At 70.2% G+C, this 23,132-nt stretch carries 21 protein-coding genes; 9 read left to right on the forward strand and 12 right to left on the reverse strand.

Annotation, left to right across the window (positions count from 1 at the left end):
* Positions 1-141 precede the first annotated feature (141 nt).
* The 9 genes from ACIRJR_RS26995 to ACIRJR_RS27035 all read right to left on the reverse strand — a co-directional run bounded on the left by ACIRJR_RS26995 (position 142) and on the right by ACIRJR_RS27035 (position 12,093).
* Positions 142-1,467, reverse strand: a complete 1,326-nt coding sequence (locus ACIRJR_RS26995; protein ID WP_403785171.1) for a sulfate adenylyltransferase subunit 1 — start codon at positions 1,465-1,467, stop codon at positions 142-144.
* Positions 1,468-1,469: 2 nt separating this feature from the next.
* Positions 1,470-2,417 (reverse strand): sulfate adenylyltransferase subunit CysD, encoded by a 948-nt coding sequence (gene cysD / locus ACIRJR_RS27000; RefSeq protein ID WP_403785173.1) that lies wholly within the window; start codon positions 2,415-2,417, stop codon positions 1,470-1,472.
* Positions 2,414-2,971 carry an adenylyl-sulfate kinase gene (gene cysC, locus ACIRJR_RS27005; protein ID WP_403785177.1) on the reverse strand — a complete coding sequence of 186 codons (558 nt, stop codon included), beginning with the start codon at positions 2,969-2,971 and terminating at the stop codon, positions 2,414-2,416. The genes cysD and cysC overlap by 4 nt, the downstream gene beginning before the upstream one ends.
* Positions 2,972-3,055: 84 nt before the next feature.
* Entirely contained in the window at positions 3,056-4,354 is a 1,299-nt protein-coding gene (gene dpgC, locus ACIRJR_RS27010; RefSeq protein ID WP_403785180.1) for a (3,5-dihydroxyphenyl)acetyl-CoA 1,2-dioxygenase DpgC, read from the reverse strand.
* A complete protein-coding gene (dpgB, locus tag ACIRJR_RS27015) occupies positions 4,351-5,010 on the reverse strand; it encodes an enoyl-CoA-hydratase DpgB (protein WP_403785182.1) in 660 nt (219 codons plus the stop codon). Before dpgB ends, dpgC begins: the two co-directional genes overlap by 4 nt.
* Before the next feature lie 14 nt (positions 5,011-5,024).
* Positions 5,025-6,104, reverse strand: coding sequence for a 3,5-dihydroxyphenylacetyl-CoA synthase DpgA (gene dpgA, locus ACIRJR_RS27020; protein WP_403785185.1), 1,080 nt, complete (start codon positions 6,102-6,104; stop codon positions 5,025-5,027).
* A 108-nt stretch (positions 6,105-6,212) separates the two neighbouring features.
* On the reverse strand, positions 6,213-7,547 hold the full coding sequence (locus tag ACIRJR_RS27025) for a PLP-dependent aminotransferase family protein (RefSeq protein ID WP_403785187.1): 1,335 nt from the start codon (positions 7,545-7,547) through the stop codon (positions 6,213-6,215).
* A gap of 79 nt (positions 7,548-7,626) precedes the next feature.
* On the reverse strand, positions 7,627-10,749 hold the full coding sequence (locus ACIRJR_RS27030) for an amino acid adenylation domain-containing protein (protein ID WP_403785189.1): 3,123 nt from the start codon (positions 10,747-10,749) through the stop codon (positions 7,627-7,629).
* Positions 10,750-11,067: 318 nt separating this feature from the next.
* The gene (locus ACIRJR_RS27035) at positions 11,068-12,093 is read right to left on the reverse strand and encodes a helix-turn-helix domain-containing protein (RefSeq protein ID WP_403785192.1); all 1,026 of its coding nucleotides are present in this window, start codon (positions 12,091-12,093) and stop codon (positions 11,068-11,070) included.
* Positions 12,094-12,312: 219 nt separating this feature from the next.
* On the opposite strand from ACIRJR_RS27035, the gene ACIRJR_RS27040 reads away from it, so the two are divergent.
* From ACIRJR_RS27040 to ACIRJR_RS27080, 9 genes are all read left to right on the forward strand, one after another.
* The gene (locus ACIRJR_RS27040) at positions 12,313-12,621 is read left to right on the forward strand and encodes a hypothetical protein (protein WP_403785195.1); all 309 of its coding nucleotides are present in this window, start codon (positions 12,313-12,315) and stop codon (positions 12,619-12,621) included.
* 452 nt (positions 12,622-13,073) lie between these two features.
* Positions 13,074-13,253, forward strand: coding sequence for a hypothetical protein (locus ACIRJR_RS27045; RefSeq protein ID WP_403785197.1), 180 nt, complete (start codon positions 13,074-13,076; stop codon positions 13,251-13,253).
* Positions 13,254-13,288: 35 nt separating this feature from the next.
* Entirely contained in the window at positions 13,289-14,374 is a 1,086-nt protein-coding gene (locus tag ACIRJR_RS27050; RefSeq protein ID WP_403785200.1) for a ParB N-terminal domain-containing protein, read from the forward strand.
* 34 nt (positions 14,375-14,408) lie between these two features.
* Positions 14,409-15,209, forward strand: coding sequence for an enoyl-CoA-hydratase DpgD (gene dpgD, locus ACIRJR_RS27055; protein ID WP_403785203.1), 801 nt, complete (start codon positions 14,409-14,411; stop codon positions 15,207-15,209).
* 70 nt (positions 15,210-15,279) lie between these two features.
* Positions 15,280-16,008: a 4'-phosphopantetheinyl transferase family protein gene (locus ACIRJR_RS27060; protein ID WP_403785205.1), complete on the forward strand. Its 729-nt coding sequence runs from the start codon at positions 15,280-15,282 to the stop codon at positions 16,006-16,008.
* A 238-nt stretch (positions 16,009-16,246) separates the two neighbouring features.
* Complete coding sequence (locus ACIRJR_RS27065) at positions 16,247-16,969, forward strand: VOC family protein (RefSeq protein WP_403785208.1); 723 nt, start codon at positions 16,247-16,249, stop codon at positions 16,967-16,969.
* A 16-nt stretch (positions 16,970-16,985) separates the two neighbouring features.
* Positions 16,986-17,150 (forward strand): hypothetical protein, encoded by a 165-nt coding sequence (locus ACIRJR_RS27070; protein WP_403785211.1) that lies wholly within the window; start codon positions 16,986-16,988, stop codon positions 17,148-17,150.
* A gap of 485 nt (positions 17,151-17,635) precedes the next feature.
* Positions 17,636-19,159 (forward strand): catalase, encoded by a 1,524-nt coding sequence (locus tag ACIRJR_RS27075; RefSeq protein WP_403785213.1) that lies wholly within the window; start codon positions 17,636-17,638, stop codon positions 19,157-19,159.
* A gap of 235 nt (positions 19,160-19,394) precedes the next feature.
* Positions 19,395-20,597, forward strand: coding sequence for a PP2C family protein-serine/threonine phosphatase (locus ACIRJR_RS27080; RefSeq protein WP_403785216.1), 1,203 nt, complete (start codon positions 19,395-19,397; stop codon positions 20,595-20,597).
* 123 nt (positions 20,598-20,720) lie between these two features.
* Here the strand turns inward: ACIRJR_RS27080 and ACIRJR_RS27085 are convergent, their stop codons facing one another.
* Genes ACIRJR_RS27085 through ACIRJR_RS27095 form a run of 3 tightly spaced genes read right to left on the reverse strand, consistent with a single transcriptional unit; the run spans position 20,721 to position 23,090 of the window.
* On the reverse strand, positions 20,721-21,134 hold the full coding sequence (locus ACIRJR_RS27085) for a RidA family protein (protein WP_403785219.1): 414 nt from the start codon (positions 21,132-21,134) through the stop codon (positions 20,721-20,723).
* Entirely contained in the window at positions 21,131-22,258 is a 1,128-nt protein-coding gene (locus tag ACIRJR_RS27090; RefSeq protein WP_403785221.1) for a mandelate racemase/muconate lactonizing enzyme family protein, read from the reverse strand. The genes ACIRJR_RS27085 and ACIRJR_RS27090 overlap by 4 nt, the downstream gene beginning before the upstream one ends.
* Before the next feature lie 52 nt (positions 22,259-22,310).
* Positions 22,311-23,090 carry a creatininase family protein gene (locus tag ACIRJR_RS27095; RefSeq protein ID WP_403785223.1) on the reverse strand — a complete coding sequence of 260 codons (780 nt, stop codon included), beginning with the start codon at positions 23,088-23,090 and terminating at the stop codon, positions 22,311-22,313.
* Positions 23,091-23,132: the final 42 nt, after the last annotated feature.

Consider the following 23,132-nt stretch of genomic DNA (forward strand, 5'->3'; position numbering starts at 1 on the left):
GCCGCCCCCCCCCCCCCCCCCCCCCCGGGGGCGGGGGCGCCCCCCCCCCCCCCCCCCCCCCCCCCCCCCGCCCGGGGGGGGGCCCCCCCCCCCCCCCCCCCCCCCCCCCACACCTCTGTCCGTATCCTGCTTCCGCGCGGTTCAGCGGGCCCCATCCCGCTCGTCGTGGGGCGTTCGGGGCCCTCCGGCCCGTTCGGCGAAGGCACGGCCGGCCATGCCGGCGGCGAGTGTGCTGCCGTCGGCGGGATCGATGAGCAGGAAGGACCCGGTGCGGCGACAGTCGGCGTAGTCGTCGATGGGCAGTGCCTCGGCCGTGCGGATCACCACGTGCCCGATTTCGTTGGTGACGAGGGAGCCGGGCGCGGGGTGCAGGGCCAAGCTGTCCAGCGCGAGCCGGGACGCGATGTCCCTGACCATCGCCGTGACCGTACGAGCGCCGTGCTTGAGCAGGACGCGTGCGCCCGGCAAGAGCGGCCGGTCGGCGACCTGGCAGACCATCGCCCTGATGTCCTGGGTGACGCGGGGCGCGGACGCCGCGGGGGCGATCAGGTCTCCGCGGGAGACGTCCACCTGGTCGGCCAGCCGCAGCGACACCGACTGCGGAGCCCGGGCCCTCCCGACGCTCTCGCCGAGCACATCGATACCGGCGACGGTCGTCGTACGGCCCGACGGCAGCACGGTGACCTCCTGGCCGACGTGGAAGGAGCCGGCCGCTATCTGACCGGCGTAACCGCGGTAGTCGGGGTGTTCGGAAGTCTGCGGGCGGATGACGTACTGGACCGGGAGGCGCGCGAGACGCACAGTCGGCCCGTGACCGGACGGGACCGTCTCCAGGTGCTCCAGCACGGTGGGCCCCTCGTACCAGTCCATGTGCGTCCCGGCCTCCACGACGTTGTCGCCGTGCAGCGCCGAGACGGGGATGGCGGTGACCGCGGGCACGCCCAGCCGGGTGGCGTAGGCGGTGAACTCGTCGGCGACGGCGGCGAAGGCCTTCTCCGCGTAGCCGACGAGATCCATCTTGTTGACGGCGAGGACGACGTGCGGGACGCGCAGCAGTGCGGCGATGGCCGCGTGCCGCCGGGTCTGCTCGACGATGCCGTGGCGCGCGTCGACGAGAACGATCGTCAGCTCGGCGGTGGAGGCGCCGGTGACCATGTTCCGCGTGTACTGCACGTGCCCCGGGGTGTCCGCGAGGACGAACCGGCGGCGCGGGGTCGCGAAGTAGCGGTACGCGACGTCGATGGTGATGCCCTGCTCGCGCTCGGCGCGCAGACCGTCGGTGAGCAGCGCAAGGTCCGGGGTGCCGGTGCGGGAGATGGACTTTAGCTGGTCGGAGAGGACCGACTTGGAGTCGTGCAGCAGACGGCCGACGAGCGTCGACTTGCCGTCGTCCACCGACCCCGCGGTCGCCAGGCGCAGCAGCGTGATCTCGGTGGAGGCCGCGGTCCGTTCGACGGTGATGGTCATGGCTAGAAGTACCCTTCTCGCTTACGGTCTTCCATGGCGGCCTCGGACATCTTGTCGTCGGCGCGGGTGGCGCCGCGCTCGGTGAGGCGGGACGCGGCGATCTCCGCGATGACCTCGTCGATGGTCGTGGCGTGGGAGTCGACGGCGCCCGTGCAGGAGATGTCGCCGACGGTGCGGTAGCGCACCTGGCGCTTCTCGACGGTCTCCCCGGCCTTCGGGCCGCCCCACTCGCCTGCGGTCAGCCACATGCCGTTGCGGCAGAACACCTCGCGCCGGTGGGCGAAGTAGATCTCCGGCAGCTCGATGTGCTCGCGGGCGATGTACTGCCACACGTCCAGCTCGGTCCAATTGGACAGCGGGAAGACTCGGACGTGCTCGCCAGGGGCGTGGCGGCCGTTGTACAGCTGCCACAGCTCGGGGCGCTGGCGGCGCGGGTCCCACTGCGAGAACTCGTCACGGAGGGAGAAGACGCGCTCCTTGGCCCGGGCCTTCTCCTCGTCGCGGCGGCCGCCGCCGAAGACCGCGTCGAACCGGTGCTCGCGGATGGCGTGGACCAACGGCACCGTCTGCAGCGGATTGCGCGTCCCGTCCGGACGCTCGCGCAGCAGTCCCCGGTCGATGAACTCCTGCACCGACGCGACGTGCAGGCCCAGCCCGTGCTTCGCCACGATCCGGTCGCGGTGCTCGATCACCTCGGGGAAATTGTGCCCGGTGTCGACGTGCAGCAGGGGAAACGGCACCGGCGCGGGGGTGAACGCCTTCATGGCCAGGTGCAGCATCACGATGGAGTCCTTGCCGCCGGAGAACAGGATCACCGGCTTCTCGAACTCCCCCGCCACCTCACGGAGGATGTGCACCGCCTCGGACTCGAGGGCGTCGAGGTGGGTGAGGGCGTCCGGCCCGCCCGCCTTCTCGGCCTCGGCCTCAGCCAGTGCGCTCGACGACGTCATGTGATGCCCCTTCTCTTCAACAGGTACAGCAGTGCCCCCACCGACTCGTCCACGCTCTCCCGGTGGGCCGCGATGCGCGCATCCGGGCCGGTCGGCACGTCGTAGGGGTCGTCCACCCCGCTGAGCCCGGTCAGCCCGCCGGCAGCCTGCCGGGCGTACAGGCCCTTCACGTCCCGGCCGGCGCACACCTCCACCGGCGTGGCCACGTGCACCTCCAGGTACGGCGTGCCGGACGATTCGTGGTGCCGGCGCACCGCTGCCCGGCTCTCGGCGTGCGGCGCGATGACCGGTGCAGGAACGAGCACGCCGTGGGAGGCGAGCAGCTCGGCGACGAAGCCGATGCGGGTCACGTTGGTGTGCCGGTCCGCGCGGGAGAAGCCGAGCCCGGCGGAAAGGAAGCCGCGCATCTCGTCCCCGTCCAGCACTTCCACCCGGCGCCCTGCCGCCCGCAGCCGCTCCGCCGCCGCGGCCGCGATGGTCGACTTGCCCGCACTCCGCAGACCGGTCAGCCAGACGGTGGCACCCCCCTCCCCGGCCCCGGGCCGAACCGTCATCCCGGCCACCCCGGCACCTCTTTCCCCCTGGGGGTCCGGGCCGAGTGCCCGCGCGGCGAGCGCGAGCACGAGGCACGACGCAGGTCAGGACGGCACAAGACATGTTGGCCGCGCCTCCTCCACGAACCGGCCCACCTTGCTGATGACGTCCTCGCCGTAGAGGCGCAGAGCCTGCTGGAGGGCGAACTCGCTCATGTAGCGGCGGAATTCGTCCAGCGGCTCCTCGGCGAGGTTCAGCATTCTGCGGTTGGGCACCACTGCCGGGCCGCGCAGCCGGTCGACGGCGCGGGCCACGGCCTCGTCCATCTCCTCCGGCTCCACCACCTCGTCGATCAGCAGCCGGGCGTCGGGCTCTGAGGCCTGAATCCGCCGGCCCTGGAGGATGACCTGCCGCGCTATCCGGGGGCCGGTGGCCCGGCCGAGACGGAAGTTGCCGGCTCCGGGCACGATGCCCTCCCGGGCGGCCGGCAGGCTGAGGTAGGCGTCCGACGCGCACAGGACGTGGTCGAAGGCGAACAGCAGCTGTGTCCCGCCGCCGATGGCGAAGGTCTCGACGGCCGCCACCCACGGCTTCTCCACCGCGGGCGAGTGCCAGGGCGCGTCGTCGGTCCGTATCCCCCGGACGAGCTTGTGGATGTACCCGATCTCACGCTGCAGCAGGAAACCCACCAGAGAGATGTCCCCGGCGTGCAGGCTCTTGAGGTTGATGCCCGCGCTGAACACCCGTCGGCCCCGGTAGCGCGGGTGGGTCATCGTGCCGCCGCGCAGCACCCCCACCTTCACCTGTGGATCGAGGAGGACGAGGTCGACTGCGGTCTCCATGTCGTCGACCTGCTGGTTGTCCTCGGCGTTCAGGCAGTCGTCGCGGCACATCGTGAGGTATGCCGCGCCGTCCCGCCGTTCGACCCGAACCGACTCGGTCTCCAGAACACCCGTGCGCAGGAATTCGGGCAGCAGCCGCAGCGCGCGGGGGGTGGGGCGGAGCATCGTGTCGAGCAGGTGCTCGCCGGCCCTGGGCGAGCCCAAGATGGCGCGCAGAAAGATACCCTGGTCGATCTCGTACCCTTCCTTGTCCGCCTGCCGGCGGCTGCGGTCGGCGGCGAGCTGCTCGGCCGTCGGCACCAGCCCGGGGAACTCCGCGGCAGCGGCCTCGACGAGTTCCGCGATCCGCAGTCCCTTGGTGCGGCCGTCCGTCAGACGGTCGTACACTGCGTCGGCCTGCGCCCGCAGGAAGCGCGTGCGCATCGTGCGGGCGGCGTCCTTCGCCGCGGCGATCTCCGCCCGTTCGCCGGGCAGTCGTGCGCCGGGTTCGGGCAGCGCTGCCACCAGCTTGTCGACATGTGCGGCCGTCGCCCGCACCGCGGACCAGAGTTGCACGGTCACGACGCCACCTCCACCGGCTCGCGCAGCACCCGGTCGCATGCGGCGAGGTGAGAGCCGAGCGCCTCGTCGAAGCTCGTCGTCGCGGCGTCGAAGTGCAACTGCCTTCGGACGGCTATCTCATCGCCCACCAGCGCGCCCACCAGCGCCACTGCGGCCGCGAGCGCACCCTCGGGGTCCTCGGTCAGTTCATCGGCGACGCCGATCCGCAGCGCCGTGGCCGCGTCGATGGGCTCTCCGAACAACAGCGCGCGGCGGACCCGGGCGGCCCCGCCCAGCTGGACGAGCCGGTATCCGGCCATCCCCGGCCAGGTCGCGGCGGCGTCCCTGGCCACCAGCAGCCGGGCGTCAGGCGTGACCGCCCGGATGTCGCAGGCGAGGAAGACGTCGAGGGCCGCGCCACCGCAGTCGCCGGACGCCACGACCACCGTGGCCCGCGCGAGCCTCTCCAACCGTCGTAGCGCGCGTTCCCACTTGCTGACCGCAGTCACGTCGAGGCCGCTGGTCCACCCCTCGGCCGGGGCCCCGCTGACCCGTAGCACCACGGCACCGGCACCCGCCCGGTCCTCCGCCATGTCACAGAACGCCTGCACGGTCGCGGCCGTCACCGCCGACGGCGGTTCGGTGCCGTCGATCACCAGAGTCAGTGCTTCTTCCACAACGTCCTCCGCATTCACCACTGGACCAGCGCCGTTTCGATCGTCGAACCAGGACCCATCGTCATCAGCACGCCGTACTCGCCGCGCTGGGCGACCCCCTCGTCCAGGAGCCGTTCGTACGAGAACAGGAAGGATCCGCTCGACACGTTTCCGTAGTCGCGCAGGACACCGACGGTGTGCCGTACATCGTGCTTCGTCAGCCTCAGGTTGACTGCGACGGCGTCGATGACCTTCTTGCCGCCGGAGTGCACCAGCCAGTGGGCGATGTCGCTGCGCCGTAGGCCCGTCCCGTCGAGGAGCCTGTTCACAGCCAGTTCGGCATGGGCACCGACCACGTACGGAACCTGCGGGTCCAGGTAGAAGCTGAACCGGCCCAGATCCCGGTCCCAGTCGTAGCGCATGGCGTCAATGGCGTCCGGGATCAGGCAACTGGCGAACTTCAGGATCTGCGGTCCTTCGACGACAACCGTCTCGTCCGGGGCGTGCCCCGAACGGATCGCGAGCGCTGCAGCCCCGTCGCCGAACAGGCTGTTGACCACTGCGGTACGCATGGTGGAGTCCATGGCGTAGGCGGCGGAACACGCCTCCGCACAGAGCACGACGGCCAGCTCGCCGGGGTGGGCGACGGCCCAGCCGGAGACGACGCCCAGCGCGTTGAGCCCTGCGTTGCAGCCCATGCCCACGATGTCGGAGCGACTGCAGTGCCGGTCGATTCCCAGCTCCTTGATGAGCAGGGCGCTCAGTCCCGGAGTGAGCAGCCCGGTGGACGTCACACAGCACAGGTGACGCAGATCGGAGAGCTCGGCCCCGGCCCGCTTGAGGCAGGCGAGCAGCGCCTCGGCCCCCATCCCGATGGCCTGGGCCTTGTGCTTGTCAAGGAGGTCGCCCTGGGCCTCGTGGACCCGGCCGCCCGCGCCGTCGGGCGGCGGGAGCGTCAGGTGGCGGCGCTCGATGGCGCTGTTGAGGAACACCGAACGGATCTTGGGGTCGGTGATCGCGAAGGTGTCGAGCACCTCCTCCTGGGTGTACGAAGCGGTTGGCACCGCCGTCCCCACGCCCAGGGCGCGGGGCCGCAGTGCGGATGCCAGGATCATCGGAACATCCACCCCCACATACGCGGCTTGCTCCGCGGTCGACGGCACCGGTTCGGGTCGGTCACGTGCATGTCCTCTCTCGCTGGGGTACTGCGCTGTCCGGGCCGGTCAGAGCGCCGCGCACTGCGCCTCGACGAAACGCACGAGCCGCGCGATGCCCTCATGGATCTCGGCCGGCGTCAGAGAGCTGGTCGACAGCCGGATGGCGTGATCGCCTCCGGCGCCGGGATGAAAGTGCGTCATCGGCGTCCAAATGACGCCGAAGTCCTGTGCACAGAGAGCCAGTTGCTCGCTGCCCACCTTGAAGGGGACCCGCAGGGTGAGGAAGAAGCCTCCGGTCGGCTCGTTCCAGCTCACCCCGAGGGCTGTGCGTCGCGCCTCGGGAAGCCGGGTGTCGAGCTGCCGCAGCATCTCCCGCATCGCGTCGCCGTAGCGCACGGCCGCCCCTGCGTTGAGCTGCGACAGCCGGCCCTGAGCGCCGAGCAGGGCGCCGGCCACCGCCGCCTGGCCGAGCGGGGAGGTGTTGACCGTGACCATACTCTTGATCTTGGTGAGCTCGGCGGCCAGCAGTTGTTCACCGCCGTCGGCGTCACGGACGCGCTGGTCGGCGACGACGAATCCGACCCGGGCACCGGGAAAGACCGTCTTGGAGTACGAGCCCACGTGCACGACCCTGCGGGCCCGGTCCAGGGACTTCAGGGTGGGCAGCGGTGCTCCGGGACTCACCAGCCGGTACGGGCTGTCCTCCAGGATCAGGAAGTCGTAGCGCTCGGCAAGCCTCAGCAGGTCCTCCCGGGCCTGTGCTCCCATGGTGGCACCGGAGGGATTGGAGTGGTCGGGCACGACGTAGAACGCGCGCGGGCGGCGGCCGCCCGCCAACTCCTCACGCACCGCGGCCTCCAGATCGGCGGCGCTGAACCCGTCCTCGCGCTCTTCCACCGGGCGGACGCGTACGTCGAGCAGCCGGGCCGCGCCGGTGATCCCTACGTAGCAGGGGCTGGAGACCAGCAGGACGTCGTCGGGGTCCGCGATGAGCGCGCGCAGGACCAGGAGCAAGGCCTCCTGGGCGCCGACGGTCACCAGGATCGACTCGGCCGGCACGTCCATGTTCTCGTCCACGCGCAGCGAGTCGGCGATGATGTCTCGGATCAGCCCCGCCGTCGGCCCGTACTGGTACAACGCGGTGCGCAGGTCGTCCGGAGACCCTCCCCGCTCCGCCAGGTGGTTCAGATACCGGCGGACGTGGCCGATCACCTGCTCGGTGTCGAAGGAGGGGTCACAGGGACGCCCGGGGGCGAACGAGATCGCGTCCGGGTACCGATGGGTTATGTCGTTGAGAAAGTTCATGGTGTCGAGCACCGGCTCGGAGACACTGCCGTGCAGCTCTGCCTTCTCCAGCCAGTCCCGTGGGCGGGTCTCGGTGGACACAGCGATTCCAGGCATGGGCTCCCCTGAGTTCTGATGAGTTTCTTCCCGTGGGCGGCCGCGGCGCGGGGCGGCGTACGCGTGTGGGCGGCGCCGGTCAGGCCGGTGCGGTAAGGCCCGCCCCCGTGCTGTGGTGTCCCGGGTCGGCCACGACCGTCGCGAGCAGTGCGGCGAACCGGTCGCGGACGCGTTCCGCCGTCGACGCGTCGAAGAGCGCGGTGTCGTACTCGAGATAGCCGGTGACGCCGAGCGGGCGGTGCCGGTCGTCGTACTGCTCCGTGAGGCTGATGAGCAGATCGAACTTCGCGGTCGACGTAGCCTCCTCGACCACCGAGACATCGAGGCCGGGCACGGTGAACTCATAGCCCGCGACGTTCTGCAGGACGAGCATGACCTGGAACAACGGGTGCCGGGACAGGGACCGGGGCGGGTTGACCGCTCCCACGACCTGCTCGAAGGGCACCTCCTGGTGGGCGTACGCGTCCAGGGTGGCCTCCCGCACCCGAGCGAGCACTTCGGTGAAGGAGGGGGCACCCGACAGGTCCGTCCGCAGGACGACCGTGTTGGCGAAGAAGCCGACCAGGTCGTCGAGTGCCGCCTCGCCGCGACCGGCCACCACGGTCCCCACGGGGATGTCCTCCCCGGCACCGAGTTCGTGCAGCAGCACGGCCAGCCCTGCTTGGAGGACCATGAACGGCGTGGCGCCATTGCTGCGCGCCAACTCGACTACTGCTGACTGGAGTTCACCATCAAAGCGGATCGGTAGCGCGGCACCCCGGTGCTCGCTGTCCGCCGGGCGCGGCCGGTCGAAGGGCAGCGCCAGTTCGTCCGGCACACCGGACAGAGCACGTTTCCAATGGGCGAGTTGACGCGCGGCAAGGCTGTCCGCGTTCCGCGGGTCACCGAGGAGGGAGTGCCGCCACAGTGTGTAGTCGGCGTACTGCACGGGCAGGCCCGCCCAGTGTGGGGCTTCGCCGGCGCGCCTCGCCGTGTAGGCGATGGCGAGATCGCGGCTGAGCGGGGCCTTGGACCAGCCGTCCGAGGCGATGTGGTGCAGCGTCAGCAGCAACACGTGCCGACGCTCGTCCAGGACGAACAGCTCCGCCCGCAGGGGCATGTCGGCCCGCAGGTCGAAGGGCCGGCGGCCGGACTCGCGCAGCGCGGCGTCGAGTTCCGCGGCGTGGACGTGTCTGACGCGCAAGGCGGGACGCACATCCTCCGGGGCGAGAACCACCTGGTGGGGCTCGCCGGCCTCCTCACCCACGACGGTGCGCAGACTCTCGTGCCGGACGATCACGTCCCGGACCGCTTCGCGCAGCGCGTCCCGGTCCACGTCACCGTCCAGGTGCAGGACGACGGGCAGGTGGTAGAGCGGCGAGGGTCCGTCCCACTGTTCCAGGAACCACATCCGGTGCTGGGCGGCGGACAGCGGGACGCGGGCCGGCCGCGGGTTCCGGACGAGCCGTGGCCGGCCGGGAGCGGAGGCCTGTCCCCGAAGGAGAGGGAGCAGCGCGGTGACCGTGGGAGCGCCGAAGATCTGCCGGACGGACACCTCCGTACCGAAGGCGGCCCGCAACTCACCGATCAGCCGGGTGGCGAGGAGGGAGTGGCCGCCGAGGTCGAAGAAGCTGTCGTCCACGCCCACTCGTTCGACGCCGAGAACCTCCGCGAAGACCGCGCAGAGCCTGCCCTCGTCCTCGGACCGCGGGGCGCGGTAGGCGGTGCTCGTGGTGAACTGCGGGGCGGGCAGGGCCTGGTGGTCGATCTTTCCGTGCGGCGTGAGAGGAAGGGCGTCCAGCGCCACGAACGCAGCCGGGACCATGTAGTCGGGCAGGGCGGCCGCGGCATGGGCGCGCAGCGCGTCGGTGCGGACGGCACCGACGCCCACGCAGTACGCCACCAGGCGCTTGCCGCCATCGGCCTCGCGGGCCGTGACCACGACCTGGTCGAGTCCTGGGAACGTCGACATGACGGTTTCGACCTCGCCCGGCTCGACCCGGAAGCCACGGATCTTGACCTGGCCGTCGGCACGACCGAGGAAGTGGAGGACACCGTCCGCGCCCCGGCGCACGATGTCACCGGTGCGGTACATCCGGCTGCCGGCCGGCCCGTCGGGATCGGGGACGAAGCGCTCGGCGGTGAGCCCGGGGCGGCGCAGGTAGCCGCGGGCCAGCCCCGCCCCGGCGATGCACAGCTCGCCGGGTGCGTCGGCCTCGGCCGGGGTCAACCGCTCGTCCAGGACGTGTGCGCGCATGCCGTCCAGGGGGCGCCCCATGGCGATCTCACCGGCGACCCGGGAGGCATCCGTGTAGGCGTGCTGGGTGGCGTACAGGGTGGTCTCGGTGGGTCCGTACGTGGCGCGAACCACCGTTCCGGGACAGGATTCCAGAATCCGCCGCACCGCGACCGGGGAGATCACGTCGCCGCCCGTGGACACCTCGCGCAGCCCGCGGAAGGTCTCGGGATCGGACTCGGCGATGGTCCGCAGCAGACCGGCGGTCATCTCCAGGCTGGTGATCCTCTCCTCGCCGAACAGTGCGCGCAGCCGGGGCGCGGACACATCGTCGTCGGCGGCGATGACGGACGTGGCACCGCGCAGCAGGGGCATCCACAGGCCGTGCAGGGAGGCGTCGAACGCGTACGGGGCGATCATCAGGACGCGCTCGTGGTGCCCGGTGCCGAACAAGGAGTCGTCCACCAGGTCGAGAACGTTGCGGTGGCTGACAGCGACGCCCTTGGGTGTGCCGGTGGAGCCGGAAGTGAACATGACGTACGCCAGTTGGTCCGTCGAGCACACCGCCGTCGACACGGACGCGGCCCCGGGGACATCCGGTCCGTCGACCGGGACCACGGTGATATCGCCCCCCGGAAGCTCCTGAGCGGTAGTCACCGCGTCGGCCAGCAGGACGCGGGCCCCGGTCTCGCGAAGGATTCGTTCCATCCGTTCCACCGGTTGCCCTCTGTGCAGGGGCACATAGCAACCGCCGGCCTTGAGCACCCCCAGAAGGGCCACCGCGATGTCCACACCGCGATCGGTCAGCACGGCGACCGGTATCTCCCGGACCACTCCGAGGTCCCTCAGGACGTGCGCCAGCGCGCCGGAACGCCGGTCCAGCTCCCGGTAGGTCAGTTCACGCCCCCGAGAACACACCGCGACAGCGCCCGGCGTACGCGCGGCTTGTTGCTGGAACCGCCCATGAAGGGATGGCGCATCATGCATCTGGTACCACTCCACATCATGGTCGGGGCAATGCCCTGCAAACACAGGAGCAGAGGGTGGCCCGGCTGGGAAGAATCTCCGAGGAATTCGAATGAGCGAGAATCGGAGATCTGCTGGTGTTGTGGGCCACCAGACCAGAAACGAAGAGGAGCGTCAACGCGCATTGGTCTTTGCGGGCTTCGCGCACGGCCCGACGAAAAGCCCTGTGTCCAGCTCTCATTGCGTGAATCGCTCAAGTGACTCCGGGAATCAGTTGGACAGTCCGCGCGGACACGGGGCCCTTCGCCGGGGCGGCCCGCTGCGACCCGTGTTTGCGGGTCAGTCGGCACTCAGCGGGAGGAACCCCAGCTGGATGGCGAGCACTCCCGCCTGGAAACGGCTGCGCGCGCCGAGCTGGGTCATCAGGCCCGACGTGATCCGGCGAGCGGTGCGCGGTGACACCCCGAGGCGCTTGGCGATAGCCTCATCGGTGTGGCCGCGTGCCAACAGCCGCACAACTTCGGCCTGTTGGCCAGTCAGCTGTCCCGGAGCCGGGAGCACGGGTGCCTCAAGCGACTCCGCGGACTGCCACACCCTCTCAAAAAGTGAATGCAGGGCGGCCACCATGCCCGGTGCGCTTACGCGAACGGCACCGGCCGCGGTGTCGTCGGCATTGACGGCGATCACCACGGACTTGCGGTCGTAGATGATCATCCGGTTCGGCAGCGACGGGACGGTACGGACTTTGCACCCTTGCTCGATCAGCCAGCGCGCATGGTCTATCGTCGGCCGGTCGCTGCGAATACTGTCCAGATAGACGGTCCGCATCTGCACGCCACGCTGCAGCAATTGCTGATTGAGAGGCCGGGACGCCTCCATGTTTGCGGGCTTTTGCGGGCCACCCGGTGCGAAAGTGAGAAGCTCTTCGGCAACCTGACCATTCATGACCGCCAAGTGGTCGCGTATGGCGTCCAGCCCGGACAGATACTCGACCTCCGCCTCGGAGGCTCCGGGCAGCCGGCGCTCCTCGTAGGCCAGGATGAACGTGGCCGCAGCCGCTTGGGCCGCCTCCAATCTCTGCTGGTGCGCGGCGAGTTCGGAGCGCTGACGCGCAATCAGGACATCCATGCCCCGCCGCGGGCTGACCGCATACACGCGGTGAGGGGATTCGGCCGACGCACGCACGAGGGCCAGCGCGCTCAGCCGGTCGAGCGCATCTCGGACGACATGCTCCGGCAGGCTCAGCCGGAGGCAGATATCGACGACACCCTCCACCCCCTCCAGCAGAGCGCTGTAGACGGACTCGGCAATCGGCTCCAGGCCGAGCGAGCCCATAAGGCCATGCACCAATTCACCATCAACCATTGTCCCCACCCCGACGACTCATAAATTGGCCAATTCTAATCTACGCGTCGCGTCTGAACGAGGCAAGAAGGTGCCCGTTTTGGGCATAGTTTGGTTCATATCAATTCAGATGACCCACCCTGTGTACTGCCAGGCCGCCCCCTGCCGACCGGGGCTGCCGCCGCCCGGCGGCCCACACTCAAGCCATCGGAACCGAGAATTCGAAGGAGAAGCGCATCCATGTTTCTCGTCCATGTGACCCTCCGGCCGCGCCGGTCCGAGGCGGAAATACCCGACTCCACCGCCAAGTCGATAACCCTGCTCTGCACAGGCCTGCACGGCTTCGAGCACGCGAGCGTGCACCCGCACGCGCTCCCGCATCCGGTCGTCGCCTTCTACGTGCGGACCGAGTCACTCCTGGAGGCCGAGGCCGCGGCCCGTACTCTGTGGCACCACGCCAGCTCCGGGCTCGTGGAGCTGCAGGACTGGGAGCCGGTGCGGGCCGAGAGCCCGTTGTTCAGACCGGATCTCGAACCGGGTCCGCCCTGAGAGCTCGTAACAGGATCTCCAGCGAGCCTTCCCCACGGGCTGTCCCTCAATGATCTTGGCGTGGTGCGGGAGCCCGGGGGGCCGGCGGTTTCCACCGGTTGGCGTCGTCCATCCACGGAGTGGCCCAGCACAGCTCAAAGCGAGCCGGAGCAGGATGCCCCGCAGGCACAGCCGGCCATCTGCCGGTTCGGGCCCTGGCGACCGTTCTGGCCAGGGCGGGAGCTGCGGTTCGATCCGTGCCCACAAGTCATCGTCCACGATCCACGGCCGGCTCATCACATCGTCACGCCGGACCGGGGCAAGTCGGCAAGATCCTTTTGCGAGCCCCGAGGGTACGGTGGACGGATTAGGTCATGGCCAGTTTACCTCCCCGCTACCCGCTTTCCCTCTCCACGAACCGACGGCAGTCTCTTCTCCATCAACGAGATCCGGTCCAGGAGATGGAGCATCCGATGACCCACCCGATTCTGCGCAATGTCCTTCGCAGTGCAATTGTGGCCAGTGTTATTGCGACGGGTGCCGGGGTTGCGGCGCAGATCCAGAGTGCCAGACCCCACGGCGTGGAAGTTCATGTGCAGGCAGACGGCACGGAAACGCCTTTGGCGAGTGAGAACGACCACGGATGGCAGTGAAACCGGCCAATTTCGGATCTGATGGGATTCACGAAATGGAAATGGTCGCGGAGCGAGCAGACTCCGATTATCTGATCAAGCTGCAGTCCCTCACCCAGGCGTTGCCCATCGAGCAGGTCCCGGTCATCCAACTACGGACGGGGTTCTCCCCGCGGGTTGACGGCGAGGACGCCGAACACATCCAGATCCTCGCCGAGAACGCCGACGACCTCCCTCCCATCCTCGTGCACCGCGCGAGCATGACGGTCATCGACGGCGCCCACCGCCTGCGGGTGGCCGAACTCTTGGGCATGGACCGCATCGCGGTGCGGTTCTTCGACGGTGACCAGGCCGACGCCCTGCTCCTCGCCGTGGCGGCCAACGTAATCCACGGGCGACCCTTGTCCGCGGCCGACCGGTCGGCCGCAGCGGTGCGCATCTTCGCCGCGCATCCGCGTTGGTCCGACCGCGCGGTCGCTGCGGTCGCCGGACTCTCCCCGAAGAAGATCGCGCGGCTGCGAAAGGACTTGGTCCTGCCTCAGTCGGACTCCCGGGTGGGGCGTGACGGCCGGGTCCGACCCATCGATTCCGCACGACGGCGTGAACGAGCCGGCGAGCTGCTCCGGAGCAGTCCCGGCTCCTCTCTGCGGCAGATCGCGGCAGAGGTAGGACTCGCTCCGGCGACCGTGGCCGACGTGCGGGACCGGATCCAGCGCGGCGAGAGTCCGGTACCGAGCGGCGTACGGGGGCGCGCGGTCCGGCCCGCGGAAGCATCCCACCCGACGCGTCAGCCGGGCGCCCGATCCGCCGGAGATCCGGTGCCGGCCGGACGCGCTCCGGCCGACGAGGCGTCGCTGCGCACGGCGCTGGAGGACGTCAGGAAGATCACCGGCATGCTGGCCCGCGATCCCTCCCTGCGGCACAACATGTCCGGACGATCCCTTCTGCGCCTGCTCGACGTGTGCACACTGATCACCCTGGACCGGCAGAAGATCACCGAGACCGTACCCGCGCACTGCAAGGAATCCGTCGCCCAGCTGGCCCGTGGATACGCCGGAATGTGGCGGTGGCTGGCCGAGGATCTGGTGCGGCAGGTCGAGGAGATGCGCGACCTCGGCGACGACGAGGCGCTCAGCGCGTAACGCCCGTACGTGCTCCCTCTTTCTCGGCGAGGAGATGACCACCTTGGAAGTCATGTACGAAAAAGATGGCCATGTGGCCCGCGTCACGCTCAATCGCCCGACAGTGCTCAATGCGATGAACCTGGCGACCCATGAGCGGCTTGCCGATATCTGGGACGATTTCGAACAGGACGACGATCTGTGGGTTGCGGTGCTGTCCGGTGCCGGTGACCGGTCGTTCTCGGTCGGCCAGGACCTGAAGGAGTTGGAGCGGCGCAACGGAGCGGGGCAGACGACGCCATCGACGTTCGGAAGCCGCGGAAAGCCGGGCTGGCCCCGGCTGACCGAACGGTTCCACCTGGCCAAGCCGGTGGTGGCGAGGGTCAACGGATACGCGCTCGGCGGCGGATTCGAGCTGGCGCTGGCGTGTGACGTGATCGTGGCGGCCGAGCATGCCGAGTTCGGGCTGCCGGAAGCCCGGCTCGGCCTGACAGCCGGTGCGGGCGGGGTCTTCCGGCTCACTCGGCAGGCCCCGTTCCGCGTCGCGCTCGGCCACCTCATGACGGGTCGCAGACTGAGCGCCGCTCGAGCGTACGAACTGGGTCTCGTCAACTCGGTGGTCTCCGCTGAGGAGTTGGACCCCTGCGTCGACGCGTGGGTCGACGACATCCTGCGCTGCGCCCCCCTTGCGGTCCGCGCGGTCAAGGAGGCCGCGCTTGCCTCTGCCAATCTCCCCCTGGAGCAGGCGTTCGCCACGCGCTACCCGTGGGAGGAACGGCGTATGCGCAGTGAGGACGCGATGGAAGGACCCCGCTCCTTCGTGGAGAAGCGGCCGCCCCGGTGGCAGGCCCGCTGATCCCACGAGCCGTACCGAGCCACACGGAGCCCCGGACGAGGGGAGCCGGAGCACTCTTGAGGATGTCCACGTGACGACACAGGCCAATCCCCGTCCTGTCGCACTGCGGCTCGACAGGCCGGTCGAGCCGTTGCGGCCGCCCACTCCGGGCGAGGCGCTGGTGCGGTTCTTGGACGCGACAGCACAGTCTCCGTGGGCGGAACAGCTCGCGCCCGGCGTGCTGGACGCGACGGAGCTGAGGCGGGCAGAGCGGTTCGCCCGCCCCCGGGACCGCGGGTCCTTCCTGGTCGCGCACGTGGCGCTGAGGCTGCTGCTGGGCGCACTGCTCGACACGCCTCCACGGGACCTTGTGATGAGCCGCGGTGCCTGCCCCGAGTGCGGCAGCCCGTCGGGCCGTCCGCTCCTGCGGGGCGGCGGCGCCCACTTCTCGCTGGCGCACAGCCGCGACGCGGTGTTCGTGGCCTGCGCGTCCACGCCGGTCGGCGTCGACGTGGAGGCGCTGCCGGCCCCGCAGGTGGTGACCCAGGTGAAGCACTTCTTCCACCCGGACGAGAGCGTCGAACTCGCCGCGCTTCCCCCGGCCGAACGCGCCGCGGCGTTCGCCACCCTGTGGGCGCGCAAAGAAGCTCATCTGAAGGGGGTCGGCGTGGGGCTGGCGCATGACGGCCACCGGCGCTATCTGGGAACCGGCCCGGCAGCCGAGGCCGTCCGCCCTCCCTGGTCCCTCACGGACCTGCCGTCCCCCGAGGGATTCGCCGCCGCGCTCGCCCTGCGCGCCCCCACGGTCAGCTGTTACTGAGCGGGCGCCGGCCGGTGTCCACTGCGTAGGCGTCGGCTCGGGAACCGGCGGACCAGGACGACTTCCCGAGAAACTGCCCGCTTGGGGCCGACCGGCCCGCGGACCGGTGACGATGCGTCGCCGCCGCGGCCGAGAACCACCGCACCCGCATGCACGTGCCGCTCAGCGACTTTAGGCTGAACCCGCGAAGAGGCCGAGGTACCGTACCGGCCTTGAGGCGATCGGAGATGCATCGGGTATGACCAGTCAATTGTTCGCGGTCTGCTTCAACGCAACGACGCCGTCGGAACTGGCCCGCTTCTGGTCCGGGGTCCTGGGTTGGGAGCCGGCCACCGGATCGGACGACGGCGTGACGATCCGGCCGCCGGAAGACACCGGCTTCCGTATTCGTTTCCTGCCGGGCCAGGACCCGAAGACCGTTCAGAACCGGGCGCACTTCGACCTGACGAGCGCTTCCCCCGAGGACCAGCGGCGGACGGTGGCCAGGGCCCTCGAACTCGGGGGAACGCACATCGACGTGGGTCAGCGCCCCGAGGACGGACACGTGGTGCTCGCCGATCCGGACGGCAACGAGTTCTGCGTCATCGAGGCGGGCAACACGTTCCTCGCTGACACCGGCCTCATCGGAGCATTGGCCTGCGACGGTACACAAGAGGTCGGCTACTTCTGGAGCGAGGCGCTGCGCTGGCCACTGGTCTGGGACCAGGACCAGGAAACCGCGATTCAATCGCCGAAGGGCGGCACGAAGATTTCCTGGGGCGGCCCTCCGGTGGCGCCGAAGAAGGGCACCAACCGGCTGTACTTCGAGCTGGCGCTGCCTGTGGGCGCGGACCCGGAGGCGGAGGTCGGCCGTCTGATCTCGCTCGGCGCGGCACGGGGGGACCCGGGCGGGGCCGACGCCGTCCGGGTTCAGATGCTCGACCCCGACGGGAACGAGTTCGCGGTACGGACCTCCCCCTAGGCCTCTCGTTTGGATCATGCTGGGCTCGCGTGCCCTGGCACCGCACCTCGGGGCGTTGCCGTCAGTCGGCATGGCTCCGCCCACCGACCACTACGCTCACGTCATGCCGGGGGCCGAGATGCGCGGCGTCGCCGCCACGGACGCGTGGCTCGCACAGAACCAGCGGCCCAAGTGTCCCTGAGAAGTCCCTGACCACCACGCGGACGACGAGACGAGTACGAGTTCCCAGGTCAGGGACCTGATCGGCTTGGGTACCCACCTGAACGTCAAGTACAAGGAGACGGCACGGGGCGGGCTCGCGGTGAACATCATCGAGTGCTGACCCCCGGACGACCGGTCCGGCACCCCACCGTCGCGGGGTGCCGGACCTTTTCCATGTGTGAGTTCCCTCCGTGCGGAAAGGCGATCAGGAGCGGGCCCCGCACGGGTGCCGATATGTCCTTCAACAGATGGTTTTCCAGGTTTGCCCCCATGGGTAGGGGGTTACCAGTGCAGGCGTAGGGGACGCACACGGCCTCACCCGGGGAACCGCGGAGGATTCCGCCTCAGCGCTTCCGCCCGCCTCGTCACCCGTGGCGGAGCGCTCGGGGCGTCCGGCCCCGGGGGTGCCCGGCAAGGAGCCGTCACCGGTGTCTCCCGCGGCACAGATGAAGGGGAAACGACGCAATGACCGACATCTCGCACCAGCCGACCACCTCCGACTCCGGCGCCCCCGTGGAGAGCGACGAGCATTCGCTCACCGTCGGCGCGGGCGGGCCGATCCTGCTCCAGGACTCGTACCTGATCGAGCAGATGGCCCAGTTCAACCGTGAACGCATCCCCGAACGCCAGCCGCACGCCAAGGGCAGCGGCGCCTTCGGGCGGTTCGAGGTGACCTCGGACGTCTCGGCGTACACGAAGGCGGCGCTCTTCCAGCCCGGCACCACGACCGAGCTCGTCATCCGGTTCTCCACCGTCGCCGGGGAGCGGGGCAGCCCGGACACCTGGAGGGACCCCCGCGGCTTCGCGGTGAAGTTCTACACCAGCGAAGGCAACTACGACATGGTGGGCAACAACACCCCCGTGTTCTTCGTGAAGGACCCGATGAAGTTCCAGCACTTCATCCGGTCCCAGAAGCGCAGGGCGGACAACAACCTCCGCGACCACGACATGCAGTGGGACTTCTGGACCCTCTCGCCCGAATCGGCGCACCAGGTCACCTGGCTGATGGGCGACCGCGGCATCCCGCGCACCTGGCGCCACATGAACGGCTACACCTCCCACACGTACATGTGGATCAACGCGGCCGGCGAGCGGTTCTGGGTGAAGTACCACTTCAAGACCGACCAGGGCATCGAGACGTTCACCCAGCACGAGGCCGACCAGATGGCTTCCGCGGACACGGATTACCACACGCGTGATCTCTTCGAGCACATCCGCGACGGGGAGTACCCGAGCTGGACCCTGTACGTGCAGGTCATGCCGTACGAGGACGCGAAGGACTACCGCTTCAACCCGTTCGACCTGACCAAGGTGTGGCCGCACGGCGACTATCCGCTGACCGAGGTGGGGCGGATGACGCTCGACCGCAACCCCACCGACAACCACGCCGAGATCGAGCAGGCGGCCTTCCAGCCGAACAACCTCGTGCCGGGCATCGGCCCCAGCCCGGACCGCATGCTCCTGGCCAGGCTGTTCTCGTACGCGGACGCGCACCGCTACCGCATCGGCGGCAACTACCAGCAGCTCCCCGTCAACGCCCCCGTCGCACCGGTGCGCACGTACTCCAAGGACGGGGCGATGGCGTACCGGAAGACCACGGACCCGGTCTACGCCCCGAACTCCAAGGGCGGGCCGGCGGCCGACACCGAGCGCTACGGCACCCCGCCGAGCTGGTACGCCGACGGCGAGATCACCCGGGCGGCCTACGTCGACCACGCCGAGGACGACGACTGGGGCCAGGCGGGCACCATGGTCCGCGAGGTCCTGGACGACGCGGCGCGGGACCGGCTGGTGGACAACATCGTGGGGCACCTGCTGAACGGCGTGTCCGAACCGGTCCTCCAGCGGGCCTTCACCTACTGGTCGAACGTCGACAGCACCCTCGGCAAGCGCGTCGAGCAGGGCGTGCGCGCGAAGGCCGGGGAGAAGGACCCCAAGGCCTCGGAGCAGGGCAACCCCGCGCGCCGGGAGATGCAGCGCAAGGCCTGAGAGCCTCCCGCGCGCAGGCCCCCACCCCGTGCCGACGGGCTGGGGGCCTGCGCCGTACCGGTGGCGGTGACGGCACTGCCGGGGTCGTCCGGACGGGGTGTCCGCTGCGCCGCATGGCCCCCGTGCGCTGGCGGCCCCGGGCACTCCCGCGTTGGGCTGGGCGGGACGCCGGGCCCGGCGTCGCCTGTGACCGGCGGCGACGCGTGACCGCCCGGACCGGAGGAGAGGCGCTGCGGTGGACGGTTCCCCGGCCGGCGACGGAGAGCACCTGTGGCACGCCCTGCTGGGAGAAGTGCACACCACCGCTCCCACGAACCTGCCCCACCTGATCAACCGGTTCGCGGCCCGGCTCGGTCTGCGTCAGGTCGACGTCTACCTCGTGGACCTGCAGCAGCGGCAGCTGACGCTGCTCTCGGGCCGGTCCCGTCTGCCGGTGGACGGGTCGCTGGCCGGATGGGCCTTCCGCGCGATGGCGCTGCGTGTGGAGAACACCGACTCGGGCGAGCTGGTGGTGTGGCTCCCGCTGGCGGACGGCGTGGAGCGGCTGGGGGTCGTCGGGATCCATGTGCGGTCGCTGGACTCGGCACGGCTGCAACGCTGCCGGACGATCGCGTCCGTCCTCGCGATGGCCATCACCTCGAAGCGGGCGTTCAGTGACCGGTTCGTGCAGCAGGCGCGTACCGACACGATGACCCTTCCGGCGGAGATGGTCCGGGCCCTGCTGCCTCCTCGTTCGATCGGCGAGGACCGGGCCGTCTCGACCGCGGTCCTGGAGCCGGCCTACGAACTCGGCGGGGACGCGTTCGACCACGCGCTGACGGAGTCGGCCCTGCACGCGGTGATCCTCGACGCGATGGGGCACAACCTGGCCTCCGGCCTGACCACCGCGATCGCCATGGCGGGCTGCAGGAGCGCCCGCCGCAAGGGCTCCGCGCTGCGCGAGCTCGTCAGCACGGTCGACGACGCGCTCTCCGAGTGGCTTCCGGAGCAGTTCTGCACGGGCATCGTGATGCAGCTGGACCTGCCCAGCGGGATTCTCAGCTGGGTCAACTGCGGACACCCGCCTCCCCTGCTGATCCGCGACCACCAGGTCCTGGAGGATGCCCTCGGGTCCCCCGGCGAGCCCCCGATGGGCATGCCGGGCAGACTCGGAGGCGTGGCGCGCGTCGTCCACGAGTGTGCGCTGGAGCCGGGGGACCGCGTCATCCTCTACACGGACGGTGTGACGGAAGCCCGCCTGCCCAGTGGGTCGCACTTCGGCCTGGCCGGGTTCACGAGTTCCATCATCCGTGCCACCGCGGCCGGGGAACTCGCCTCCGAAGCACTCCGTCAACTCATTCATTCGATTCTGGAACACCAGAACGACCGACTGAACGACGACGCGACGATCCTCATGATCGAGTGGCTGCGGCCGTACGCCCCCGCACCGGTCAGGTGAGACGGCCCCGGACGGCGTAGCGGTGGACCACGGCGCTCCCGTGGCGGTGGAAGCGCGTGCTGGCATCCCGCGGTGTGCACCTCGCCCCGGGCGTCCGGAGCGAGGTGCACACCGCCGTCCCGTCTACGCGAGTTCGGGCGGCCCCGGGCGGACGGCGACGACGTCGATCTCCACCAGGATGTCCATGAGGTCGGAGCCGACGGTCGTGCGGACCGGGTGGGGTGCGGTGAAGAAGGAGCGGTACACCGCGTCGTAGGCGGCGAAATCGCGGCGCAGGTGCTGGAGATGGGCCGTGACCTTGACGACGTCGCCCGGTCCGAGCCCCTCCGCCTCCAGGACGGCGCCGACGTTGCGCAGCACCTGGGCGGTCTGTTCCTCCACGGTGTCCGCGACGGCGCCGGTGTCCGGGTCCTGGGGACCGAAGCCCGAGGTGAACAGGTAGGGGCCCGCGGCGACGCCCTGGCTGTAGGCGCCGGCGGGGGCCGGCGCGCGGTCGGTGCGGACGGCGCGGCGCCCGACGGGAGAGGTACCGGTCATCGGGTCAGGTCTCCTTCGCGGGCGTTGACCTCGGCGTAGTGGCGGAGCTTGTCCTCGTCGACGGTGACGCCGAGACCGGGGCCGGTCGGGACGCGCAGGCTGCCGTTCTCGAAGGTGAGCGGCTCGATGATGTCGTCGGCGTGCAGGTAGTACATGGAGTCGATGGCACGGGACAGGACGGGTGTGCTGCCCACCACCGCGAGGTGCGCGGCGGTGGCGATGCCGAGCTCACCGCCGCTGTGCAGGTTCATGCCGAGCCCGAAGGTCTCGCAGTGTGCCGCGAGGGCCTTGGTGGGCGCGATGCCGCCCCACTTGTAGACGTCCCCGTGGATGACGTCCACGGCTCCCAGCCGCACGGCGGGCGCGAAGTCCTCGAAGCGTACGACGCACATGTTGGTGCAGAGCGGTATGCGGACCTTGGAGCGGACCTGGCTCATGCCCTCGATGCCGACGCAGGGGTCCTCGAGGTATTCGAGGTCCAGTTCCTCCAGGGCGATGCCGGCCCGGACGGAGTCGGGGACGGACCAGGCGGCGTTGGGGTCGACGCGCAGACTGACCTCGGGGAGGGCGGAACGCAGCGCGCGCAGGATCGCGACGTCTCCCCGGACGTCCTTGGTGCCCTTGAGCTTGACGGCCTGGAAGCCGCCCTCGGTGACGACGCGCAGGGTGTGCTCGGCGAGCGCCGCGGGCAGGTCGGCCGGGCGGGCGCCGGGGGCGTCGGCGCGGGTGATGAGGGCGGTGAGCGGGACCTCCTCGCGCACGGAGCCGCCGAGGAGGTCGGTGACGGACTGTCCGGTGGCCTTGCCCATGGCGTCCCAGCAGGCGACGTCGAGGGCGGCGATCGCGGCGTATCCGAGGTAGCCGTAGAAGAACGGCACCATGTGCTGCTTGCGGTGGAAGGCCTCCAGGGCGAAGGGGCTCATGCCGATCAGATCCTCCGCGAGGTTCTTCACGATGGCGGCGACGGGCCGGCCCCACATGGTCTCGCCCCAGCCCTCGACACCGGTGTCGGTCCGGATGCGGACGACGGTGCGGGTCTCCCCGGTCTTCGTCTCGAAGGAGCTGGTGAAGGGGTTGACCAGGGGCAGGTTCACGACGTGGACGTCGACATCGGTGATCTTCATACGGGTTCCTCGTTCGGTGCGGGTGCTGCGGTCGGTGCCGTCGGGTCCGGGGTCACGGACCGGTCCGGGTGGCGGCGTCGAAGTCCAGGACGGCGCGTGCGAGGCCGCGGGCCCGGTCGTCGAGGAGCCTGCGGCCGTGGGCGGCGTCGGCGGACGAGGCGTCGTCGGTGGAGCCGCCGACGCGTTCCCACTCCCCGTGGCGCTCCACGGTGAGCCCCGGGTAGGGCGGGCGGTCGAAGAGCGGCGGCGGGTCCACGGGGGCCCGCGCGGGCACGGGGGTGCGCACCAGGGCGGGGTGCGCGGCCAGCATGAGGGAGGTCTCGAACCAGCCCGCGTGGCCGGGAGTGACGTCGGGGCGGCCGCCGTCCTCCTCCCCGCTGGTCACCGTCCAGTACGAGCAGGCGGCGGCGGTCACCTCGGCGCGCAGGGCGAAGCGCTTGACGGCGAGCTTCATGATCTCGTCGTTGCCGCCGTGGCCGTTGACGACGAGGACGCGGCGGTATCCGCAGGCCGCGAGGGAGTCGAGGATCTCGCCGAGGACGGCCTCCAGGGTGGGGGCCGACAGGGTCAGCGCCGCCGCGAAGAGGTGGTGGGGGCTGTGGCCGTAGGGCAGCGTCGGCAGCCGGACCAGGGACGGGGCTCCGTCGGTGGCCTCCTCGTCGAGCAGCGCGAGCGCCCGGTCCACCACGGCCTCGGCGAGGAGGGTGTCGGTGCCCATCGGCAGGTGTCCGGCGTGCTGTTCCTGGGACCCTATGGGGAGCAGCGCGATGGCCTCGTCCGCCGACTCCCGGGTCTCCCGCCAGGTGGTTTCGGTCAGGTTCCGGTGACTCATGCGGCTGTCTCCCCGGAACACGGACGTGGCAGAGTCGGCGTA

This window comes from Streptomyces sp. NPDC102402, assembly GCF_044765765.1.
In the GTDB taxonomy this organism is placed as follows: domain Bacteria; phylum Actinomycetota; class Actinomycetes; order Streptomycetales; family Streptomycetaceae; genus Streptomyces.

Bases quoted from the DNA above. Each gene is read 5' to 3' on its own strand.
- ACIRJR_RS26995 (WP_403785171.1), bottom strand. From the start codon at position 1,467: ATGACCATCACCGTCGAACGGACCGCGGCCTCCACCGAGATCACGCTG.
- cysD (WP_403785173.1), bottom strand. From the start codon at position 2,417: ATGACGTCGTCGAGCGCACTGGCTGAGGCCGAGGCCGAGAAGGCGGGC.
- cysC (WP_403785177.1), bottom strand. From the start codon at position 2,971: ATGACGGTTCGGCCCGGGGCCGGGGAGGGGGGTGCCACCGTCTGGCTG.
- dpgA (WP_403785185.1), bottom strand. From the start codon at position 6,104: ATGATCCTGGCATCCGCACTGCGGCCCCGCGCCCTGGGCGTGGGGACG.
- ACIRJR_RS27025 (WP_403785187.1), bottom strand. From the start codon at position 7,547: ATGCCTGGAATCGCTGTGTCCACCGAGACCCGCCCACGGGACTGGCTG.
- ACIRJR_RS27030 (WP_403785189.1), bottom strand. From the start codon at position 10,749: ATGCATGATGCGCCATCCCTTCATGGGCGGTTCCAGCAACAAGCCGCG.
- ACIRJR_RS27035 (WP_403785192.1), bottom strand. From the start codon at position 12,093: ATGGTTGATGGTGAATTGGTGCATGGCCTTATGGGCTCGCTCGGCCTG.
- ACIRJR_RS27040 (WP_403785195.1), top strand. From the start codon at position 12,313: ATGTTTCTCGTCCATGTGACCCTCCGGCCGCGCCGGTCCGAGGCGGAA.
- ACIRJR_RS27045 (WP_403785197.1), top strand. From the start codon at position 13,074: ATGACCCACCCGATTCTGCGCAATGTCCTTCGCAGTGCAATTGTGGCC.
- ACIRJR_RS27050 (WP_403785200.1), top strand. From the start codon at position 13,289: ATGGAAATGGTCGCGGAGCGAGCAGACTCCGATTATCTGATCAAGCTG.
- dpgD (WP_403785203.1), top strand. From the start codon at position 14,409: ATGACCACCTTGGAAGTCATGTACGAAAAAGATGGCCATGTGGCCCGC.
- ACIRJR_RS27065 (WP_403785208.1), top strand. From the start codon at position 16,247: ATGACCAGTCAATTGTTCGCGGTCTGCTTCAACGCAACGACGCCGTCG.
- ACIRJR_RS27070 (WP_403785211.1), top strand. From the start codon at position 16,986: ATGCTGGGCTCGCGTGCCCTGGCACCGCACCTCGGGGCGTTGCCGTCA.
- ACIRJR_RS27075 (WP_403785213.1), top strand. From the start codon at position 17,636: ATGACCGACATCTCGCACCAGCCGACCACCTCCGACTCCGGCGCCCCC.
- ACIRJR_RS27085 (WP_403785219.1), bottom strand. From the start codon at position 21,134: ATGACCGGTACCTCTCCCGTCGGGCGCCGCGCCGTCCGCACCGACCGC.
- ACIRJR_RS27090 (WP_403785221.1), bottom strand. From the start codon at position 22,258: ATGAAGATCACCGATGTCGACGTCCACGTCGTGAACCTGCCCCTGGTC.
- ACIRJR_RS27095 (WP_403785223.1), bottom strand. From the start codon at position 23,090: ATGAGTCACCGGAACCTGACCGAAACCACCTGGCGGGAGACCCGGGAG.